The organism is Nocardia altamirensis NBRC 108246 (assembly GCF_001612685.1).
Classification (GTDB): Bacteria; Actinomycetota; Actinomycetes; order Mycobacteriales; family Mycobacteriaceae; genus Nocardia; species Nocardia altamirensis.
Map to the genome: position 1 here is coordinate 46,365 of NZ_BDAY01000073.1, position 18,964 is coordinate 65,328.

The following is an 18,964-nucleotide window of genomic DNA, read 5'->3' on the forward strand; positions in this document are numbered from 1 at the left end:
TGAGGGCAAAACCCGAGTTGAAACGAATCCGGGAACGCCCACGTTATGAGTGAATGACCGTGCTGACGCCGGTCGCCAATAGGGTGGACTGGCGGCGGCAGCATTCCCTGCCAACTAGAGTGGAGGCGGGGGCCGCAACCCCCGGGCTTCATGGCAGGCTGACGCCCACGGTTGTTACACAGCACACTGCGGCGTCTGTTGCCAGAATGTCGGAGCAGGAGAGTGAGGGAGCGATGTTCGAGAGGTTCACCGACCGCGCGAGGCGTGTCGTTGTCCTGGCCCAGGAAGAGGCCCGGATGCTCAACCACAACTACATCGGCACCGAGCACATCCTGCTGGGGCTGATCCATGAGGGTGAGGGTGTCGCGGCCAAGTCGCTGGAATCGCTCGGCATTTCGCTGGAGGGCGTGCGCAGCCAGGTGGAGGAGATCATCGGTCAGGGCCAGCAGGCTCCGTCCGGTCACATCCCGTTCACCCCACGGGCCAAAAAAGTCTTGGAGCTGAGCCTGCGCGAGGCGCTGCAGCTCGGCCACAACTACATCGGCACCGAGCACATCCTGCTCGGTCTCATCCGCGAGGGTGAGGGCGTCGCCGCGCAGGTGCTCGTCAAACTGGGCGCCGATCTCAACCGGGTGCGTCAGCAGGTCATCCAGCTGCTGTCCGGGTACCAGGGCAAGGAGCCGGTCGAATCCGGCTCCCGCGGTGAGGCGGGCACGCCGTCCACCTCACTGGTGCTCGACCAGTTCGGCAGGAATCTGACCCAGGCCGCGCTCGAGGGCAAGCTCGACCCCGTCATCGGCCGCTCGAAGGAAATCGAGCGCGTCATGCAGGTGCTGAGCCGCCGCACCAAGAACAACCCGGTGCTGATCGGTGAGCCCGGTGTCGGTAAGACCGCCGTCGTCGAGGGCCTCGCGCAGGCCATCGTCAATGGCGAGGTTCCCGAGACGCTGAAGGACAAGCAGCTCTACACCCTCGACCTGGGTTCCCTGGTCGCGGGCAGCCGCTACCGCGGTGACTTCGAAGAGCGCCTGAAGAAGGTGCTCAAGGAGATCAACACCCGCGGCGACATCATCCTGTTCATCGACGAGCTGCACACGCTCGTCGGCGCGGGTGCTGCCGAAGGCGCCATCGACGCGGCCTCGATCCTGAAGCCGAAGCTGGCCCGCGGCGAGCTGCAGACCATCGGTGCGACCACCCTCGACGAGTACCGCAAGTACATCGAGAAGGATGCCGCGCTGGAGCGCCGGTTCCAGCCGGTCCAGGTCGGCGAGCCGACGGTCGAGCACACCATCAACATCCTCAAGGGTCTTCGTGACCGCTACGAGGCGCACCACCGGGTTTCCATCACCGATGGCGCACTCGTTGCCGCGGCGACCCTGGCCGACCGCTACATCAACGACCGGTTCCTGCCGGACAAGGCGATCGACCTGATCGACGAGGCCGGTGCGCGGATGCGCATCCGCCGCATGACCGCTCCGCCGGACCTGCGCGAATTCGACGACAAGATCGCCGATGCGCGCCGGGAGAAGGAAAGCGCGATCGACGCGCAGGACTTCGAGAAGGCCGCGCGGCTGCGCGACAAGGAGAAGCAGCTCGTCGCCAAGCGCCAGGAACGTGAAAAGCAGTGGCGTTCCGGTGATCTGGATGTGGTGGCCGAGGTCGACGACGAGCAGATCGCGGAGGTGCTTGCCAACTGGACCGGCATCCCCGTCTTCAAGCTCACCGAGGAGGAGACCACCCGTCTGCTCCGCATGGAGGACGAGCTGCACAAGCGGATCATCGGCCAGGAGGATGCCGTCAAGGCCGTCTCCAAGGCGATCCGCCGCACTCGGGCCGGCCTGAAGGATCCGAAGCGTCCGTCCGGCTCGTTCATCTTCGCCGGCCCGTCCGGTGTCGGTAAGACCGAGCTGTCCAAGGCGCTGGCGAACTTCCTGTTCGGCGACGACGACGCGCTCATCCAGATCGACATGGGCGAGTTCCACGACCGCTTCACCGCGTCGCGGCTGTTCGGTGCCCCTCCCGGGTACGTCGGCTACGAAGAGGGCGGCCAGCTCACCGAGAAGGTGCGCCGCAAGCCGTTCTCGGTCGTGCTGTTCGACGAGATCGAAAAGGCACACCAGGAGATCTACAACACCCTGTTGCAGGTCCTCGAAGACGGTCGTCTCACCGACGGCCAGGGTCGCACGGTCGACTTCAAGAACACCGTGCTGATCTTCACCTCGAACCTGGGTACCTCGGACATCTCCAAGGCGGTCGGCCTGGGCTTCACCCAGTCCAACGCCGAGGGTTCGAACTACGAGCGGATGAAGCTCAAGGTCAACGACGAGCTGAAGAAGCATTTCCGCCCCGAGTTCCTCAACCGCATCGACGATGTCATCGTCTTCCACCAGCTCACGACCGATCAGATCGTGCAGATGGTGGACCTGATGATCGGCCGCGTCGCCAAGCAGCTGAAGAACAAGGACATGGAGATCGAGCTGGCTCCGCAGGGCAAGGCGCTGCTGGCCAAGCGTGGCTTCGACCCCGTGCTCGGTGCCCGGCCGCTGCGCCGGACCATCCAGCGCGAGATCGAGGACCAGCTCTCGGAGAAGATCCTCTTCGGCGAGATCGGCCCCGGCCAGACCATCGTGGTCGACGTCGAGGGCTGGGACGGCGAAGGCTCCGGCGAGGACGCCAAGTTCACCTTCACCGGCAAAGCGAAGCTGACCAAGGCGGACAAGACCGAGGAGAAGCCCGAGGTCGTGCTGACCGGTGCCGCGGAAGGTACCGCGGAGGCCGCCGCAGGCGAGTAACGCCGTCGCTCCCCTCGGGGAGCAGGTGAAGAACAACGACAACAGCCCGCTTCCTTTCGGAAGCGGGCTGTTTCGTGCTTCGGGCGGTCTGTGTGGGGTTCCACAGACCTTTTCCGCTGTTCACAGAAGCTCCAGCCTCTGTGAACGGTGCGAAGCCTCTGTGATCCCACCGGACCTAAGCGCGGAGGCGGGCGAGGACGGGGGCGAAGGGGGCGGTGAGTTCGCCGGGGATGATTACTTCGTCGATTCCGTACTTCTCCCTTCGGGTTTCGAGTGTTTCGATGGCGGTGGTGGGGTCGGCGTCTAGGACGCCTGCGGCGCCTGCTGCGCGTAGGCCTTCGGCGGTGAGGCCCATGCGGGCGCTGGTCCAGTAGGGGAGCTGGTCGCCGATGCCGACCAGCTGGTGGCTGAATGCGATGGCGCGGTCGGTGTTGTCGCGGACGATGCGGACCATCTCGGCCAGCTCCGCCTCGGTGGCCTGCGGGGCTGCGGCGAGCAGGATGCGGTCGGCGTATTCGGCGGCGGCGGCGAGCATGCGCGGGCCGTTGGCGGCCACGATCACCGGCGGCGCCGGGTCGACCTGAGCCCGGACGGCGGCGACGGTGGCCGCCACCTGCCCGCGGCGCTCGGCCGCGGAACCCCATGGCATGCCGAGGCGTTCGGCCTCCGAGCTCGCATCGGGGCGCCCCGAGCCGACCCCGAGTTCGAAGCGGCCGTCCGAGAGCAATTGCAGCGCAGCGGTTTCCCGGACGGTCGCGGCTGCGGTGCGCAGCGGAACGGCAAGGACGTTGGGGCGCAGGCGGATCGTGGTGGTCACGGCGGCCGCGGCGGCCAGCGTCGGGAACGGCGATGGGGTGTAGAGCGTGTCCGGCAGTAGGAGGGTCCGGTAGCCCTGCTGTTCGGCGTCGCGCACGGCGGTGGCCCATTCGGCGCCGGAGCGCGGGGTGAGGACGATACCGAATGTCATGCTCATGGTGGTGATCTCCGGGTGTCGAAAGTCCGCCGCCGTCGGCAGATCCGACGGCGGTCGGCGAGGCATCAGGTGGTCGGAGCGTCAGCTCTTGGCGGGGCGGCTGGGCTCGCGCAGGACCGCGAGCCTGCTGCGGTACTGGTCCTCGGTGATCTCGCCCTTGGCGAAGGCGGTGCGCAATGCGCCGATACCGCTCTGGTGCCCGGCGAACCGTCTGCGCGCGAAGAACACCACGGCGAGGAAGCCGATCCAGAACAGCAGCGGGAAGATCCAGAAGAACGGCCACGGGTGCCAGCCGTCGGAGTGTTCGGCGAGAAAGGTCATCGCCTCGGGTTGGGTGAAAATGGTCATGTCGAAAGCGTGCGCCGAGCACCCATATCTCGGCATCGGTCGAGCGTCGCTCTTCCCCGTACGCCTCGACGCGTACGGTGCGCGGGGTTTGCTGTTTCCTGATGGTGCGGCCTTGCCGCGGGTGCCGATTTGTTGCTCGGCGAGTCGACGGTGGGACGAAGACGCGGGTGTTTCCGGTGACCGGGGGCACCGCGGGCGATCGTCGCAGCGGACACCGATCGATGTTTCCTGGCGGGGGGTACGTTGGATGAGGTTCACCGAACCGACAGTGGGGGTGCTCATGACGAATCCAGATCTGACATTGATTGCCGTGCTGCTCGACCGTTCCGGGTCGATGCAGTCGATCAAGACCGATACCGAGGGCGGCTTCGCCGCGTATCTCGAAAAGCAGCGCGAGCAGCCGGACGGCGTCGAGGTGACCCTCGCGCAATTCGACAACGAATACGAATGTGTCTACGCGAATCGGCCGATCGAGCAGGTGCCGCCGCTCGACCTGCAGCCGCGCGGGATGACCGCGCTGTACGACGCCGTCGGCAGGCTCGTCACCGACGTCGGCGCCGAGCTGGCGAAACGGCCCGAGCAGCAGCGGCCTGGCACCGTCATTGTCGTGGTACTCACCGACGGCCACGAGAATGCCAGCAAGGAATGGACGCATACCGCGGTGAAATCGCTGATCACTCAGCAGCGCGAGGTGTACAGCTGGAACTTCCTCTTCCTCGGCGCCAATATGGACGCGGTCGCGATCGGCAGCGAAATGGGCTTCGACCCGCGCCAGTCGATCACCTATGCCGCTGCGCCGCAAGGTGTCTCGGGAGTATTCAGGTCCGCGGCCAGCTATTCGGCGCGCCTGCGCAGCGGCGGCCCCGCCCCCGCCGGATTCACCGACGCAGAGCGCGAACAAGCCAACCCCGGCACCTGACCGAACCGAAATCCGCACCTCTTCTGTCGATCCGCACCGGTTCTGAGCGCCCAGAACCAGTGCGGATCCACAGAGCCGGTGCGGATTTCGCTTGCTGGCCGCATTTGCAGGGGACCCGTTGTGGTGAGGCGTCTTACTGCCAGCCGGGGCGCACCAGGCCGGATTCGTAGGCCAGCACGACCAATTGGGTGCGGTCGCGGGCGCCGAGTTTCATCAGGATGCGGCTGACGTGGGTTCGGGCGGTCGCGGGGCTCATGAACAGCCGGTCGCCGATTTCGGCGTTGGTGAGTCCCTCGGCGACCAGCACCATGACCTCGCGTTCCCGCTCGGTGAGCTCCGAAAGGGTCGCGGGCGGCGGGGTTTTGGCGTGTGCGGAGAATTCGGCGATGAGGCGGCGGGTGACGCCGGGGGACAGCAGCGCGTCACCCGCCGCGACCACGCGAACGGCCCGGACCAGGTCGGCGGGCTCGGTGTGCTTCACCAGGAAACCTGTTGCGCCGGAACGCATTGCCTCGAAGACATACTCGTCGAGCTCGAACGTGGTCAGCACCACCACCTTCACGTCGGCGAGCTTGGCGTCCTCGGCGATCATGCGGGTGGCGGCGAGCCCGTCCAGGATCGGCATCCTGATGTCCATCAGCACGACGTCCGGGGTGAGTTTGCGGGTCATCCGCACGGCCTGTTCGCCGTTGTCCGCCTCGCCGATCACCTCGATGCCGTCCTGCGCCTCGAGCAGCGCCACGAAACCGCCGCGTACCAGCGCCTGGTCGTCGGCTACCAGGACCCGAATGCTCATCGTGTCTCCTAACGGCTGCCCGGTGCGCTCGGCTGTTGCGTCGCCGCGTCGCCGGGCCGGATCTGGCGCACGTTGTCGGGACGCGGCGCGGTCTCCTCGTCGGATCGGCTCGGCGCGGGGGTGCGCTCGCTCTGTTCCAGCGGGCGCAGCGGCAGCCTGGCCGCGACCCGGAATCCGCCGCTCGGGCGCGGACCGGCGGTGAGTGCGCCGCCGAGGGCGTGGGTGCGCTCCCGCATCCCGATGATCCCGTTGCCGCCGCTGGTGCCCGACCTGGTCGCTGTCGAGGTCGGGCGGGAATTGTCGACGGTGATGTCGACCGATTGCGCCGCGTAGCGCACGGTCACCGTTGCCTCAGCGCCCGGCGCGTGCCGCACCACGTTGGTCAGCGATTCCTGGATGATCCTGGCCGCCGCGACATCGATGACGCTTGGCAGCTGCTGGGGCGTGCCGATGATCTTGGTGCCCACCGACAATCCCGCGCCACGGGTGCGCTGGAGCAGCATGTCCAGATCGGCGATGCTCGGTGCGGGTGTCCGCGGTGCGGCGGGCCGCGGCGCCTCCTCGACGGAATCGGCACCGGCAGCACGGGTCTGGTCGTCCTCGGCCGGAACACGCTCGGCGCCTGCGGAATTGCGGCCGACCCAGCCGCGCCCGCGGCGTCGGCTCCCGCGCTGGGCGTCGGCGGGTGGGTTGTCGGGAAACTCGGTGTCGGCGAATTCCTCGGCCACACTCTCGGATTCGCCTGCCACCGCGCCGCCGGTGCGGATCGAATGCAGCAGGGTGTGCACCTCGGCGAGGGCGTCGCGGCTTGCGGTCTTGATCGCATCCAGCGCGGTGGCCGCCTGCTCCGGCTTCTTGTCGAACAGTTCGAGCGCCACCGAGGACTGCACATTGATGAGCGAAAGGCTGTGCGCGAGTACGTCGTGCAGCTCGCGGGCGATGGCCAAGCGTTCCTCGCTGGCCCGCCGCTCCCGCTGTGCTTCCTCGTCACGGCGCGCGGCCTCGGCCCGCTGCCTGCGCGCGACCAGCACGACATTGCGCTGCCGAATCCCCTCGACCACCGCGAGCAGCACGGTGAGCCAGGCCATCAGCGCGAACACCTGCCACACATTGGCACCGCGCCCGAACAGTTCGGGCAGCGGCCAGACCAGCACGAGATACCCGATCGGCACGAGCGGGTATGTCCACCAGCGTGATCCGGTGCTCGCCGCGGTCAGGAAGGCGATGACGAGCGAGAAGAAGATCGGCCCGTAGCCATAGCCGAGGGTGAGGTAGGCGATGCAGGCGCCGAGCGCGACGAGCAGCACCGGAATCGGCTTGGCTCTGCGCCAGATCAGCGCCACCGGACCGGCAAGTAGTAGCAGGTAGCCGAGCGCGTCGAGCGAGTTGTCGCCCATCCTCATGTTCGCGAATGTGCCGCCGACGATCTGCAGCGCGGCCACCACAAGTGCCACGCCCCAGTCCCATCCAAGCGAGCTTCGACTCGCAATGCCTGCCCTCACCCCCAGCAGCCTATTCGGATCGCGCCGCGATCGGCGTCCGCCTCGCTACGTATTAGTCAGGTAAGGCATTCGCGTAAGCCGCGTTACGTACCTGTGCGATGGTCGCGCGGCGGATGTGGCGGGGTGGGGCGGCGGCGGATTCTCGATGCATGAAAGATTCGATCGTGGTCACCCGAGGGCTGACCAAACGCTATGGCGCGAACACCGCGGTCGACGGCGTGAGCATGCGCGTCGCGGCCGGCGAGATCTACGGGTTCCTCGGTCCCAACGGGGCGGGCAAGACGACAACGCTGCGGATGCTCGTCGGGCTCATCCGCCCGAGCGAGGGCAGCGCGACGGTGGCCGGGCACGTGCCCGGCGATCCGGATGTGGTCCGCAAGCTCGGCGTTCTCATCGAGGGCCCCGGCTTCTATCCCTATCTTTCCGGCAGGGACAACCTGCGGGTGCTTGCGAAATACCGCGGGATCGGCCGGACCGACGTCGAGGATGCGCTGGACCGGGTCGGTCTCGCCGCCCGCGCCGACGACAAGTTCCGTACCTACTCGCTCGGCATGAAACAGCGTCTCGGGGTCGGCGCCGCCCTGCTCGGCAGGCCGGACTTGCTGATCCTCGACGAGCCGACCAACGGCCTCGACCCGCAGGGCATGGCCGAAATGCGGGAGTTGATCACCACTCTGGCCGATGACGGGCACACCGTGCTGCTGTCGAGTCACATGCTCAGCGAGGTGCAGGAAATCTGCGACCGCGTCGGCGTGATCTCGCGGGGCCGGTTGATCGCCGAGTCCACCATCGCGGAATTACGCGGCGCCTCTTCGCTTTTGCTCAAGGCCGAACCGATGGAGGTGGCATTCCCGGCGGTACGCGGGGTCGTCGGCGACGCAATGCTGACCTCAGGCGGCATCCGGATCGAAGCGGGGAACGGTACCGCGGCGGCGGTGGCTCGCGCGGTCGTCGAGTCCGGCGCGGACCTGCTCGAGCTGCGGCTCGACGAAAAGTCCTTGGAAGAAGTGTTTTTCGAAATGACGGGCGGACAATGACATGAAGGACCTGATCGCCAGCACGCGAGCGGAGGCGCTGCGACTGCGCAAGTGGCCCGCGTTCTGGATCATTCTCGGCACCTGGATTCTGCTGAATCTCACCTTTTCGTATCTGTTCAATTATCTCGCCTACACCTCGGGCGAGTCGGGTCGGATGTCCAACGGCCTGCCGAAAGACCAGCTGCTGCAGCAGATGTTGCCCGCCGCGGTGCCTGGCGTGTTCACCCAGGGCATGGCGATGTTCGGCGGTGCGCTGATGCTGGTGCTCGGCGCGCTGGCCACCGGAAGCGGCTACGGCTGGGGCACCTGGAAGACCGTGTTCACCCAGGGACCGTCGCGGATCGCCGCGGTCGGCGGTGTCGTGGTGAGTCTGGTGGTCGTCGTGGTCGGGCTGGTGCTCACCGCGTTCGTCGTCGACATCGGGGTGGCGTCGGTGATCGGGCTGTCGCAGTCGCAGTCGCTCGCGTTGCCGACGGTGCATCAGTCGGCGCTCGGAATCCTGACGGGCACGGCCATTCTCGGCATGTGGACGCTGGCGGGCGCGCTGATCGGGGTGATCGCCCGTGGCCCCGCGCTAGCGGTCGGTCTCGGCCTGGTGTGGGTGCTGGTGGTGGAGAACCTGTTGCGCGGCGTTGCGGCGATCTTCGAGCCGATCAAGGTGCTTACTGATCACCTGCCCGGCACGGCGGCCGGGTCGATGGCAGGGGCGATGCGGACGGTCGGCGCAGGCACGCCCGGCGTGCTGGACATCCTGTCCCGCACCGAGGCCGTGGTGGTGTTGGCGATCTACATCGCGCTCTTCGTTGCAGGCACGCTGTTGTTGATGCGCAGGCGCGATCTGGTCTGACCGAGCGGGTGCAGTCCGAAACCGTTGGCAGAAGTCTGCCAACGGTTTTCGGCGTCGGTGTGGGTCGTCGACCGGCAAGGATCCGATTCGTGCGGCTGGCCGCGCTAACCGGCGCGATCCGACGACGAGGTGCCGAGCACGGCGTGCGCGAGGAGGCGCAGCGCGTCCGTGATCTGGGTCGAGGTCAGTCCGCGGCTGCGCTGCTGCTGATATACCTCGGCCGCGAGCGGGGCAAGCAACGGATCGATGAGCGCGTCCGGGTCGCTGATCTCGGCCGCCTGCAACAACGTTCGCACATGAACGGACCAGAATCCGTACGCACCGGTCGCGAATCGCGCACCACCGGTTTCCGCGCCGAGCGCCAAATAGGCGTGCGCGTCCAGCAATTCGACCATCGCGGCGTAGAAGGCGGCCAGCCGTTCGGCGGGCGGCGCACCGGGCCCGAGTGGCGGTTCGCCGCCGATCAGCTGTTCCTGCAGCGCCCGCTCGTGTTCGTCGAGCAGGGCGACGGCGATCGAATTCGTGTCCGGGTAGCGGCGATACAGCGTGCCGCGCCCGACGCCTGCGGCCTTGGCGATGTCGTCCATGGTCACCGTGCGCGGATCGCGGGCGGCGAACAGCTCGACGGCCGCGGCGAGCACCTTGGCCCGGTTGCGCGCAGCGTCCGCGCGCTCGGGCGGCGCCGCGGGTGCCGGCCCGCCGAGCAGGTCATGGTGGCTGGTCATGGTGCCGACTGTACCCGATTTCCGAAATAAGTGGACATGTTGTCCAGTTGTCGCTACAGTCGGTCCCGGCGCTAAGTGGACATGACGTCCATTTGATGTCGAGGGGTCGTCCGCCCCACGGACGACGCCGCCGACCAGCTGGAAACCGCAGAGTGAGGCCTGATCATGACCACGTTGTTGCACCTGGACGCGAGCGCACGCAGCCGTTCCATCAGCCGGGAGCTGAGCACCGCCTTCGCCGACGAATGGCGCGCGGCCAACCCCGGGGGTGGCTACCGATACCGCGATCTCGCGGCCGAGCCGGTTCCGTTCATCGGCGAGGCGTGGACCGAACTGTGCGACGAGGTGCTCGCGCTCGGTAGTACAGACCCTTATCGGCTCGGTGAGCTGGTGGATACGCCGGAGCAGGCTGTGGCATGGGCGATCGTGGAGCCGCTGCTCTCAGAGGTGCTCGCGGCGGACGTCATCCTGATCGGCACCCCGATGTACAACTACTCGATTCCGGCCGCGCTCAAGGCGTGGCTGGACCAGATCACCTTTCCCCGAATGTCCTTGGGGCACCGACGATTCGTCGTGGCAACCGCCCGCGGTGGCGCCTACTCGCCCGGCGCGCCGAAGGCCGCCTACGACTATCAGGAACGCTATCTGCGCGACTTCTTCGCAGGCCACTTCGCCGTCGAGGACACGGTTTTCGTCAACGCCGAGCTGGCCAACGCGCGACACGATCCCGCGCTGGCACACCTGCGCGGCAAGCATGACGAGTCGTTCGCGCTCGCCGTGGAAACGGCGCGTCGACTCGCGAAGGAGTACTGAAATGAACTGGGTCGTCTTAGGTCTCGCAGGCCTGGTCGAGATCGTCTGGTCGCAGAGCATCAAGCCGACGGAGAACTTCACCCGCCTGTGGCCGACCGTCCTCTGCTTCGTGCTCGGCGTCACCGCGGTGTACCTGCTGTCCAGGGCGATGCAGACGCTGCCGGTCGGCACCGCGTACGCGATCTTCACCGGGATCGGGGCGGTCGGCGCCATCGGCCTCGGCATCGTGCTCAACAAGGACCCGCTCAGCGTCGGCCGCGCGCTGGCGCTGTCGATGATCGTCGGCGGCATCGTGCTGGCCAGGGTCACCAACCCCGAATAGCCACCGGCGCAGCGTGACAACTGGTTTCGCGTGCACTCGGGCAGCTCGCCGGGCACGGGCCATATCCGTCGACGGCTGTGCTGCCCTGGCACCGATGTTGCTAAGCCTGCACTCGAGTCCGACGCTGAGACGCGGCTACGCGGACTGGCTAGGCTCGGTCTGCACCTTCACATCGATTTTCAGCGAAAGGATTGTGATGCCTACACGTACCGCGCGTACTGCCTGGACCGGCACTCTGCAGGAGGGTTCCGGACAGGTCGAGCTGGCCAGTTCCGGTGTCGGCAAGTACGACGTGTCGTTCCCGAAGCGGTCTGCCGAGGACGCCGACGGCACCACCAGCCCGGAGGAACTGATCGCGGCGGCGCACTCGTCCTGCTACGCGATGGCGCTGTCCGCGCAGATCGGCAACGCGGGCGGCACCCCGGAGAGCCTGGACGTTTCGGCTGACGTGACCCTCGGCCCCGACCCGGCGGGCGGCTTCCGGATCAGCGGCATCAAGCTGACCGTGCGCGGCAAGGTCTCCGGCATCGACGCCGACGCGTTCGCCGCCGCGGCCGAGGCCGCCAAGGCAGGTTGTCCGGTCAGCAAGGCCCTCGCCGGCGTCGACCACATCACCCTCGACGCAGCGCTCGCCTAATTCGACGCGTGGCTTTCCGAATGCCCGGCTTCTCCTGCGAGGAGCCGGGCATTCGGCTTCATGAAGTAGGCACGGGCCGCCGGGTGGTACATCGCGGGGACGGCCACCAGGACGGCGACGATGTGCACCGCGCGGAAGACGCCGATCACCGCGGATTCGGCGGTGATGTTCACGAACAGGTCGCCGAATTTATCGGCGGACAGCAGCGCGGCGAGCGGTTCGACGATCAGCGAGGCCAGGCCGATCACGCCGATGCCGAAGGTCAGCAGGAGGCGAGCCCAGCGCGCGCCCTTGGCCATTCGGAGGGCGACCAACAGCACGACCAGATAGACGCCGAGCCGGATGGCGAATCCGGTGGCCGGGTCGGCCACCGCGACGTCGTCGCGCTCCAGCAGCCGCGCGGTCTGCACGATGGCCTCGGCAACGCCGGCGAGCAGGGCGACGACCAGGCCGGTGAAGGCGACGCGGACCGCGCGCGGCGGCCGGTAGCCCGCGGCGGCGGAGCGGTCGACGGTGCCCGAACGATGCGGTGCGGGCCATAACGAAAAGGCAGTGCCGGTCATGACACCGACACTGCCCTTCGAATTCCGGATCCGGATCAGCCCGCGGTAGCGATCGACTCTCGTACCGGAGTATCGGTGCGCGAGGCGAATTCGGTGAGCGCCGCGAATCCGAGAGCCAGGCAGGCCCACAGCGTCGCGGTCTCGGCCAGGGACGCCACCCGGAACTCCCACAGCAGGCTGGCCGGGAAGCCGGCCTTCACCTCGTTCACGCCGGGCAACAGGATGTAGCCGACCGCCGTGACGAACACGAACGCGCCGACCCCTGCGATCAGTCGCACCGTGCTCAGCTGAGCACGCAGCAACCTGTAGACGTACACGCCTGCGCCGACGGCCGCGAGGCCGAGCAGCACCGCCGCGACCCACAGCAGGGTGCGTTCGTTGATGGTCTCCGGATCACCCACCGCAGGAGGGTTCGCCGGATATTTGAAGAACGGCACCGCCACGATCGCCGCCCAACCGCCGAGGCCGAGCGCGAGCGCAAGCCGCGGTCCGGACAGCGTGGTGAAGCGGCGCGCGAAATGCGCCACCGAGGCGAAGATCGCGCCGAGCGCCAGGCCGGCCAGGCCGAGCGCGAGGAACTGCCCAGCCTTCTGGCCGGTGCGGCTGACCAACGGTTCTTCTTCGTCGCCGTGCGAATGTCCGCCCGCCGCTTCCGGTTCCGCGCCTGGCGCGTGCTCGGACGCGGCGGCACCGGCTTCCTCGATGGCGATGGCGGCATCGACCTTCGGTTCGCCGACGAAGAAGCCGACGGACGCGGCGAGCAGGCCTGCGATGAGTCCGGCGAGCAAGCCGCGCAGCAGCAGGGTTTTCAGTGATCCGATCAGTGGCACGGAAGCCCCAGCAGGTGGCGCCCGTCGTGCATCAGCTCATGCAGGTACATCCCGCTGCGCGAGATGACGCCCTGATCGAAGCCGACCAGGTACAGCGTGAGCAGTGCCAGCAGTACGACACCTACCGTGACGAGCACAGTGGCGAGTGAATCGGTTGCCCGGCTCGGCGAATGCGCGATGGCCATAGCGAGTTCCTCCCAGGGATGCGCGCGACCGGACGCTCGTCCGCTCGGGCGCTTTCCGCGTCCCATGTCGAGTGGTCACCGCGAAGGCGCCGGTGTCTGGCTTTCCGGCACCCGAGAACTGGGTGCGTGGAACACAGTGGCGCGACCGCTCCGGAATCACACCGGAATTACCGCGTCACCCTCGCGTTTTGTCCTTCGAACTGTGACACCTGCGTGCGCCCGACGTCAATACGACGGGTGATCGACACGCCACGGGGCCGGGCGCGGCGAGCGGTGGACTCGGTCGGCCGTTCGCTCAGGAGGCCGACTTCGGGGCGACGTCGATCGCGACCTCGAATTCGAGCAGCGACGCCCCGGTGGAGACCGGCTTTGGCCGCTCGCCTGCGTGTGCCGCTTGCCCGGTGCCGTCCCGCCACGCCTCGAAGGACTCCTGCGAATCCCATTGGGTGACAACGAAGTACCGGGTCTCCCCGGCGACCGGGCGGAGCAGCTGGAAACCGAGGAACCCCGGCGAGCCCTCGACCGCGTGCGCCCGGGCCGCGAACCGCTTCTCCAGCTCTTCCCCGGCGCCTTCGGGAACCTCGAGCGCATTGATCTTCACAACAGCCATGGGAACCAAGCTAATGGTTGCCGCGAACCGGTCGGTCGGGGACTCGTATTGTCGAGGTGATGTTGTATGACGAAGGCGGCATAGGTGTGCCGATTCTGCTGCTGCACGGGCTGATGGGTAGCGCGCGGACTTGGCGTGATCAGGTGGGTTGGCTGCGCGAATTCGGCCACATCTATACCTTCGACGCCGCGGGGCACGGCCGCCCCGCCCCGGCGGAGCTGACCACCGAGGCCTTCGTCGCCGACCTGGCGGCCGCGACCGCCGACATCGCTGAGCCGATGGTCGTCATCGGACATTCGATGGGCGCGCTGCACGGCTGGGTCTTCGCCGCTGCCAACCCCGCGCGGGTGCGCGCGCTGGTGGTCGAGGACATCGCCCCGGATTTCACCGGCCGTACCGCGGCGAACTGGGCCGCGATGATCGAGGCGTGGCCGCAGCCGTTCCCGGACGCGGACGCGGTGCTCGACTTCTTCGGACCGGTCGCCGGTCGCTACTTCTTGAACTCGTTCGAGCACGGCCCGGACGGTTATCGGCTGCACGGCTCGGTCGCCACCTTCCGCGATATCTCCGAGGAATGGGGCAGCCGCGACTTCTGGCCGCAATGGCAGGCCGTTCGCGTGCCTGCCCTGCTGCTCGAGGGCGAGCACACCATCACCCCGCCGGGTCAGATGCGCAAGATGGCAGAAGTTCACCCCGACGCCGAACACGTACTCGTCTCCGGCGCAGCCCATCTCGTGCACGACGACCAGCCCGAGCGCTATCGCGCCGAAGTCGAGCGCTTTCTCCGTCGCGTGCTCAGCAGCTAGTCACCCTGCGCGAAGCGGCAGCCGAACGGACGCCGCCGCGCGGCCGAGTCAGGTCGTCGAGCCGCCCTCACCAGCGAGGGCGAACAGGCCTTCGGAGGTTTGCTCGATGAGTCCGTCGACCAGCAGCGAATCCAGCGCGCGGTCGCGCTGGCCCGGGTCGCGGGTCCACGCGAGGTCGAGGCGAACCCGTTCGACCGGTCCGGTCGCCCCGCGCAGGACATCGAGCAGCCTGCCGCGTGCCTGGCGATCGGTGCCCTCGTATTTCTGGGTGCGGCGGACCACGTCGGCGACGGGACGGCCCGCGGTGACCCAGGCGCAGGTTGGCAACGGGCAGCGGGCGCAGTCGGGGGTGCGGGCGGTGCACACCGTCGCACCGAGTTCCATCAGCGCGGCCGAGAACACCGCGGCACGGTCGATCCGGCGCGGCAGCAGTGCCTCGGTCTCCGGCAGGTCCCGCGACGACGGGTTGCCCGCCTCCGCGCGGCCGTGCACCGCGCGAGCGACCACCCGGCGCACATTGGTGTCGACCACCGGAACCCGTTGCCCGTAGGCGAAACACGCGACCGCGCGCGCCGTGTACGCGCCGATGCCAGGCAGGCTCAGCAGCACATCGACATCGGCGGGCACCTCGTCGCCGTGTTCGGCGGCGAGCACCCGTGCGCATTCGTGCAGCCGCAGCGCCCGCCGCGGATAGCCGAGCTTGCCCCACGCACGCAGCACATCGGCCTGCGGCGAGGCCGCCATCGCCGATGGCACCGGCCAGCGCACCACCCATTCCCGCCAGATCGGCTCGACCCGGACCACTGGCGTCTGCTGCAGCATGATCTCGCTCATCAAGATCTGCCACGCGGTCACGCCCGTCCGGCGCCACGGCAGGTCGCGTGCGCTCTCCGCATACCAGTCGAGCAACACGTCCGCATCGATGCTGTTCGGCGCTTTCCTCACACTTCCTGCCCTACTGTCTGCGGTCGGTATTTGCGGACCCGTAACCAAACCGACTCGCTGGTAACTCCAGCCGTGTGCACAATGGCTGGTATGCCTGATTCCAATCCGATCAGCGCCTGGAAGTCTTTGCGCGAAGGCAATGATCGCTTCGTCAACGGCACGCTGCTGCATCCTAGCCAGGGCGCCGCCGACCGGGCCAAGCTCGTCAGCGGCCAGCATCCGTCCGCGATCCTCTTCGGTTGCGGTGACTCCAGAGTCGCCGCCGAGTTGATCTTCGACCAGGGGCTCGGCGACATGTTCGTCGTGCGTACCGCGGGCCACGTGGTCGACAGCTCGGTCCTCGGCTCGATCGAATACGGGGTGCAGGTGCTCGACGTGCCACTGATCGTGGTGCTCGGGCACGACAGCTGCGGCGCCGTGAAAGCCACCATCGACGCCCTCGACGGCGGTGAGGTGCCCGGCGGATTCATTCGCAGCGTGGTCGAGCGGGTCACACCCTCCATTCTGATCGGCCGCCGCGAGGGCCTGTCCACCGTCGACGAGATGGAGGCCAGGCACGTGGTCGAGACGAGCAGGCTGCTCATGCAGCGGTCGATGATCATTTCGCAGCGTGTTGCGACCGGTGAATGCGCGATTGCCTGTGTCACATACAAGCTCGCCGAGGGCAAGGTGAAATTGCAACGCGTCGTCGGCAATATCGGCGAGCTCGCCTGACCGGGCCAGGTAGCGTTTCCGCAGGGCCCAGCCGACACGCCGTGGCCCTGAGTCCTTGTGCCAGGCGCTGCCTTTACCGTTGAGGCGTGCTGGAACCGAATGGACCGCTGCCACCGGAGATCTATTGGCGTCGTCGTGCATTGGCGATCGGCGCCCTGGTGGTGGCGCTGGCGCTGGTGATCTGGCTGGTGCTGACGGTCTCCCGCGGCGGTAACTCGCCGGGTGACTCGAAGCCCGTCGCAGCCGGTTCGTCGACGTCGGCGCCGAGCAAGGCGGCCGATAGCTCGACGGCGAAGCCGGCGGGCGCCGGGGAATCCGAGGCGCCCAAGTCCTCGGCGTCCGGCAGTGCGACGGCGACACCGAGCGGCACCACCGCCGCGGCGGCTGGGCAGTGCCCTGATCAGTCGCTCGCGGTGAAGGTGACGATCGAGCAGCCGACCTACAAGGTCGGCGAGCAGCCGGTGTTCTGGATCGTGATCACCAACATCTCGCAGGCGGCCTGCGCGCGGGACATGGGCTCGGGCCTGCAGCAGGTGTCGGTGTGGACGCTGGACGGTCAGCGGCGGCTGTGGTCGAGCGCCGACTGCTACCCGGACGGCCAGCCCGACGTGCGCACCCTGAACCGCGGTGAGCAGGCGAGCTTCACCGTCACCTGGTCCGGCTCGACCTCGCAGCCGAACTGCGCAGGTGATCGGGTCCAGGTCCCGCCCGGCGCGTACAGCGTTGTGGCACAAATGGGTTCGGTCCGCAGCTCCATCGAGCCGTTCAATATTGCCTAGCGCCTAGAAGTCCGGAGCCACTTCTTTTTCTTCTTTCGGCGCGCGCTTCTTGCGCGTGCCTGTGATGCGCAGGGCCGCGCTGACGTCGGCGACCTCGCGAATCTTCATGCCGCCGCGTTTGAGCGGCGCGTAACCCGGCGGCACCAGCGCGGTGGTGAAGCCGAGCCGCTCGGCCTCGGCCAGCCTGCGTTCGAGGCCGGTCACCTTGCGCACTTCACCGGCCAGGCCGACCTCGCCGAGGATCACCCAGCCCGGCGGAATCGCGACCTCGGAGTTGGCGCTGGCGATGGCGAGCGTGACGGCCAGGTCGGCGGCGGGCTCGTGCAGGCGCATGCCGCCCACCGTCGCCGCGTAGATATCGGACTTGCCGATGAACACCTTGCCTCGGCTCTGCAACACGGCGAGCACCATCGCGACCCGGTTGTAGTCGAGGCCGCTGACCGCGCGGCGCGGATTCGGGATCTCGGTCTCCACCGTCAGCCCCTGCACTTCGGCGACCAGCGGCCGCTTGCCGTCCATCGCCACGGTGACCGCGGTGCCCGGCACCGAGTCGGTGCGGTGATGCAGGAACAGGCCCGACGGGTCGTCCACGCAGGCGATGCCGTCCTCGTGCAGCTCGAAGCAGCCGACCTCGTCGGCGCTGCCGAAGCGGTTCTTGATGCCGCGCACCATGCGCAGCGTCGAGTTCTTGTCGCCCTCGAACTGCAGCACCACGTCGACGAGGTGCTCCAGCGTGCGTGGGCCTGCCACATTGCCGTCCTTGGTGACGTGCCCGACCAGCAGCACGGCGATCCCGCTCGCCTTGGCCAGCGAGGTCAGCGCGGCGGTCACCGCACGCACCTGGGTGACGCCGCCGATCACACCGTCCACTTCGGGCGCGAGCATGGTCTGCACCGAGTCGACCACGAGCAGCGTCGGCCGCACCTGCTCGACATGGCCGAGCACGATCGACAGATCGGATTCCGCTGCCAGATACACCCTTTCGTGCACCGCGCCGGTCCGGTCCGCGCGCAGCCGCACCTGCCCCGCCGATTCCTCCGCGGTCACGTACAGCGATTTCGAGTCCTGCGCCCGCGCCCACCGATGCGCGACCTCGAGCAGCAGTGTCGACTTGCCGACGCCTGGCTCGCCGGACAGCAGCACGACCGAGCCGGGGACGACGCCGCCGCCGAGAACCCGGTCGAGCTCGCTGACACCGGTCGACTTGGCCCTGGTGATCTGGGAGTCGATGCTGGAGATCGGGGCGGCGGCCGTGCTCGGCAGCATCGCGCGCCGTGCGGGCGCGCCTGGCCCCGCCGACGCGACGGCCACCTCGTCGACGGTGCCCCACGCCCCGCAGTCCGGGCACTTGCCCACCCACTTGGCCACCTCGTGCGTGCATGCGGAGCACCGGAAAATCGACTTGGTCTTGGCCACACGCGCACCTTACGTACCGCAACCGACAACAAGCGTGCGCGCGGCCGCGTCGGGCCGAGCGACACCGCCGGGATAAGCGAATGGCTGCCGCACCGTTGGTGCGACAGCCATGCCAGCCGTTCAGGGGGCTGAACGCCTCAGTGCCCGCCGGACTTCTTCGGCTCGGCCTCCGACGCGCCCGACTTATCGGACTGGTGCCGCTCGGCGACGGTGCCCGCGTCGACCGGAACCTGGACCTGGACGGTGCCGTTCTGCTTGAAATTGAACGAAACGTTGTAGGTGAGGCCCGGGGTGATGTCCTTGGTCAGCCCGGTGATCTCGATCAGGATCGGGTTGCTCTCGGGATCCTGCGCGGTTGCCGGCTCGGTGCCGTGCGCGGCGGACGTCGGCGCGGCGGCCGAGGTC

At 67.9% G+C, this 18,964-nt stretch carries 22 protein-coding genes; 10 read left to right on the forward strand and 12 right to left on the reverse strand.

Annotated features, from left to right (window positions below):
* Positions 1–233 precede the first annotated feature (233 nt).
* Positions 234–2,792 carry an ATP-dependent Clp protease ATP-binding subunit gene (locus NA11_RS32765; protein ID WP_069165919.1) on the forward strand — a complete coding sequence of 853 codons (2,559 nt, stop codon included), beginning with the start codon at positions 234–236 and terminating at the stop codon, positions 2,790–2,792.
* Positions 2,793–2,967: 175 nt separating this feature from the next.
* Here the strand turns inward: NA11_RS32765 and NA11_RS32770 are convergent, their stop codons facing one another.
* Both NA11_RS32770 and NA11_RS32775 read right to left on the reverse strand, forming a co-directional pair.
* Positions 2,968–3,765, reverse strand: a complete 798-nt coding sequence (locus NA11_RS32770; RefSeq protein WP_069165946.1) for an LLM class flavin-dependent oxidoreductase — start codon at positions 3,763–3,765, stop codon at positions 2,968–2,970.
* 81 nt (positions 3,766–3,846) lie between these two features.
* Positions 3,847–4,113: an SHOCT domain-containing protein gene (locus NA11_RS32775; RefSeq protein ID WP_069165920.1), complete on the reverse strand. Its 267-nt coding sequence runs from the start codon at positions 4,111–4,113 to the stop codon at positions 3,847–3,849.
* A 247-nt stretch (positions 4,114–4,360) separates the two neighbouring features.
* On the opposite strand from NA11_RS32775, the gene NA11_RS32780 reads away from it, so the two are divergent.
* A complete protein-coding gene (locus tag NA11_RS32780) occupies positions 4,361–5,032 on the forward strand; it encodes a vWA domain-containing protein (RefSeq protein ID WP_245746355.1) in 672 nt (223 codons plus the stop codon).
* Between the two features lie 133 nt (positions 5,033–5,165).
* On the opposite strand, the gene NA11_RS32785 is transcribed toward NA11_RS32780, so the two are convergent.
* Together NA11_RS32785 and NA11_RS32790 are read right to left on the reverse strand one after the other, a co-directional pair.
* The gene (locus NA11_RS32785) at positions 5,166–5,828 is read right to left on the reverse strand and encodes a response regulator transcription factor (RefSeq protein WP_069165921.1); all 663 of its coding nucleotides are present in this window, start codon (positions 5,826–5,828) and stop codon (positions 5,166–5,168) included.
* A gap of 8 nt (positions 5,829–5,836) precedes the next feature.
* A complete protein-coding gene (locus NA11_RS32790) occupies positions 5,837–7,282 on the reverse strand; it encodes a sensor histidine kinase (RefSeq protein WP_069165922.1) in 1,446 nt (481 codons plus the stop codon).
* Between the two features lie 197 nt (positions 7,283–7,479).
* Between NA11_RS32790 and NA11_RS32795 the strand changes: the two genes are divergently transcribed.
* Together NA11_RS32795 and NA11_RS32800 are read left to right on the forward strand one after the other, a co-directional pair.
* Complete coding sequence (locus NA11_RS32795; protein ID WP_069165923.1) at positions 7,480–8,367, forward strand: ABC transporter ATP-binding protein; 888 nt, start codon at positions 7,480–7,482, stop codon at positions 8,365–8,367.
* A gap of 1 nt (position 8,368) precedes the next feature.
* Positions 8,369–9,214, forward strand: a complete 846-nt coding sequence (locus NA11_RS32800) for a hypothetical protein (RefSeq protein WP_069165924.1) — start codon at positions 8,369–8,371, stop codon at positions 9,212–9,214.
* A 104-nt stretch (positions 9,215–9,318) separates the two neighbouring features.
* Here NA11_RS32800 and NA11_RS32805 read toward each other — a convergent pair whose 3' ends face one another.
* On the reverse strand, positions 9,319–9,939 hold the full coding sequence (locus tag NA11_RS32805) for a TetR/AcrR family transcriptional regulator (protein ID WP_069165925.1): 621 nt from the start codon (positions 9,937–9,939) through the stop codon (positions 9,319–9,321).
* Positions 9,940–10,104: 165 nt separating this feature from the next.
* Between NA11_RS32805 and NA11_RS32810 the strand changes: the two genes are divergently transcribed.
* The 3 genes from NA11_RS32810 to NA11_RS32820 all read left to right on the forward strand — a co-directional run bounded on the left by NA11_RS32810 (position 10,105) and on the right by NA11_RS32820 (position 11,711).
* Positions 10,105–10,752, forward strand: coding sequence for an FMN-dependent NADH-azoreductase (locus NA11_RS32810; protein WP_069165926.1), 648 nt, complete (start codon positions 10,105–10,107; stop codon positions 10,750–10,752).
* 1 nt (position 10,753) lies between these two features.
* Positions 10,754–11,074 (forward strand): DMT family transporter, encoded by a 321-nt coding sequence (locus tag NA11_RS32815; protein WP_069165927.1) that lies wholly within the window; start codon positions 10,754–10,756, stop codon positions 11,072–11,074.
* A 196-nt stretch (positions 11,075–11,270) separates the two neighbouring features.
* Positions 11,271–11,711: an OsmC family peroxiredoxin gene (locus NA11_RS32820; RefSeq protein ID WP_069165928.1), complete on the forward strand. Its 441-nt coding sequence runs from the start codon at positions 11,271–11,273 to the stop codon at positions 11,709–11,711.
* Here NA11_RS32820 and NA11_RS32825 read toward each other — a convergent pair.
* From NA11_RS32825 to NA11_RS32840, 4 genes are all read right to left on the reverse strand, one after another.
* Positions 11,708–12,274 (reverse strand): hypothetical protein, encoded by a 567-nt coding sequence (locus NA11_RS32825; RefSeq protein WP_084655258.1) that lies wholly within the window; start codon positions 12,272–12,274, stop codon positions 11,708–11,710. The genes NA11_RS32820 and NA11_RS32825 overlap by 4 nt on opposite strands.
* Before the next feature lie 35 nt (positions 12,275–12,309).
* Positions 12,310–13,104: a CbtA family protein gene (locus tag NA11_RS32830; protein WP_069165929.1), complete on the reverse strand. Its 795-nt coding sequence runs from the start codon at positions 13,102–13,104 to the stop codon at positions 12,310–12,312.
* Positions 13,095–13,289, reverse strand: a complete 195-nt coding sequence (locus NA11_RS32835) for a CbtB domain-containing protein (protein WP_039794710.1) — start codon at positions 13,287–13,289, stop codon at positions 13,095–13,097. The genes NA11_RS32830 and NA11_RS32835 overlap by 10 nt, the downstream gene beginning before the upstream one ends.
* A gap of 295 nt (positions 13,290–13,584) precedes the next feature.
* Positions 13,585–13,899, reverse strand: a complete 315-nt coding sequence (locus NA11_RS32840; RefSeq protein WP_069165930.1) for an antibiotic biosynthesis monooxygenase family protein — start codon at positions 13,897–13,899, stop codon at positions 13,585–13,587.
* Positions 13,900–13,958: 59 nt separating this feature from the next.
* On the opposite strand from NA11_RS32840, the gene NA11_RS32845 reads away from it, so the two are divergent.
* Positions 13,959–14,705: an alpha/beta fold hydrolase gene (locus NA11_RS32845; RefSeq protein WP_069165931.1), complete on the forward strand. Its 747-nt coding sequence runs from the start codon at positions 13,959–13,961 to the stop codon at positions 14,703–14,705.
* A gap of 48 nt (positions 14,706–14,753) precedes the next feature.
* Here the strand turns inward: NA11_RS32845 and NA11_RS32850 are convergent, their stop codons facing one another.
* Positions 14,754–15,650 (reverse strand): HhH-GPD family protein, encoded by an 897-nt coding sequence (locus NA11_RS32850; protein WP_069165932.1) that lies wholly within the window; start codon positions 15,648–15,650, stop codon positions 14,754–14,756.
* A gap of 90 nt (positions 15,651–15,740) precedes the next feature.
* Between NA11_RS32850 and NA11_RS32855 the strand changes: the two genes are divergently transcribed.
* Positions 15,741–16,364, forward strand: a complete 624-nt coding sequence (locus NA11_RS32855) for a carbonic anhydrase (protein ID WP_069165933.1) — start codon at positions 15,741–15,743, stop codon at positions 16,362–16,364.
* Between the two features lie 86 nt (positions 16,365–16,450).
* Entirely contained in the window at positions 16,451–17,143 is a 693-nt protein-coding gene (locus NA11_RS32860) for a hypothetical protein (protein ID WP_069165934.1), read from the forward strand.
* 3 nt (positions 17,144–17,146) lie between these two features.
* On the opposite strand, the gene radA is transcribed toward NA11_RS32860, so the two are convergent.
* Both radA and NA11_RS32870 read right to left on the reverse strand, forming a co-directional pair.
* A complete protein-coding gene (gene radA / locus NA11_RS32865) occupies positions 17,147–18,559 on the reverse strand; it encodes a DNA repair protein RadA (RefSeq protein WP_069165935.1) in 1,413 nt (470 codons plus the stop codon).
* Positions 18,560–18,696: 137 nt separating this feature from the next.
* Positions 18,697–18,964: copper chaperone PCu(A)C domain-containing protein (locus NA11_RS32870; protein ID WP_501193650.1), on the reverse strand; the 268-nt coding region annotated here is incomplete at its 5' end.

What these genes read in the sequence shown, in the direction of transcription:
- NA11_RS32765 (WP_069165919.1), top strand. Translation starts at nt 234, where the DNA reads ATGTTCGAGAGGTTCACCGACCGCGCGAGGCGTGTCGTTGTCCTGGCC.
- NA11_RS32770 (WP_069165946.1), bottom strand. Translation starts at nt 3,765, where the DNA reads ATGAGCATGACATTCGGTATCGTCCTCACCCCGCGCTCCGGCGCCGAA.
- NA11_RS32775 (WP_069165920.1), bottom strand. Translation starts at nt 4,113, where the DNA reads ATGACCATTTTCACCCAACCCGAGGCGATGACCTTTCTCGCCGAACAC.
- NA11_RS32780 (WP_245746355.1), top strand. Translation starts at nt 4,361, where the DNA reads ATGAGGTTCACCGAACCGACAGTGGGGGTGCTCATGACGAATCCAGAT.
- NA11_RS32785 (WP_069165921.1), bottom strand. Translation starts at nt 5,828, where the DNA reads ATGAGCATTCGGGTCCTGGTAGCCGACGACCAGGCGCTGGTACGCGGC.
- NA11_RS32795 (WP_069165923.1), top strand. Translation starts at nt 7,480, where the DNA reads ATGAAAGATTCGATCGTGGTCACCCGAGGGCTGACCAAACGCTATGGC.
- NA11_RS32800 (WP_069165924.1), top strand. Translation starts at nt 8,369, where the DNA reads ATGAAGGACCTGATCGCCAGCACGCGAGCGGAGGCGCTGCGACTGCGC.
- NA11_RS32805 (WP_069165925.1), bottom strand. Translation starts at nt 9,939, where the DNA reads ATGACCAGCCACCATGACCTGCTCGGCGGGCCGGCACCCGCGGCGCCG.
- NA11_RS32810 (WP_069165926.1), top strand. Translation starts at nt 10,105, where the DNA reads ATGACCACGTTGTTGCACCTGGACGCGAGCGCACGCAGCCGTTCCATC.
- NA11_RS32815 (WP_069165927.1), top strand. Translation starts at nt 10,754, where the DNA reads ATGAACTGGGTCGTCTTAGGTCTCGCAGGCCTGGTCGAGATCGTCTGG.
- NA11_RS32820 (WP_069165928.1), top strand. Translation starts at nt 11,271, where the DNA reads ATGCCTACACGTACCGCGCGTACTGCCTGGACCGGCACTCTGCAGGAG.
- NA11_RS32825 (WP_084655258.1), bottom strand. Translation starts at nt 12,274, where the DNA reads ATGACCGGCACTGCCTTTTCGTTATGGCCCGCACCGCATCGTTCGGGC.
- NA11_RS32835 (WP_039794710.1), bottom strand. Translation starts at nt 13,289, where the DNA reads ATGGCCATCGCGCATTCGCCGAGCCGGGCAACCGATTCACTCGCCACT.
- NA11_RS32840 (WP_069165930.1), bottom strand. Translation starts at nt 13,899, where the DNA reads ATGGCTGTTGTGAAGATCAATGCGCTCGAGGTTCCCGAAGGCGCCGGG.
- NA11_RS32845 (WP_069165931.1), top strand. Translation starts at nt 13,959, where the DNA reads ATGTTGTATGACGAAGGCGGCATAGGTGTGCCGATTCTGCTGCTGCAC.
- NA11_RS32855 (WP_069165933.1), top strand. Translation starts at nt 15,741, where the DNA reads ATGCCTGATTCCAATCCGATCAGCGCCTGGAAGTCTTTGCGCGAAGGC.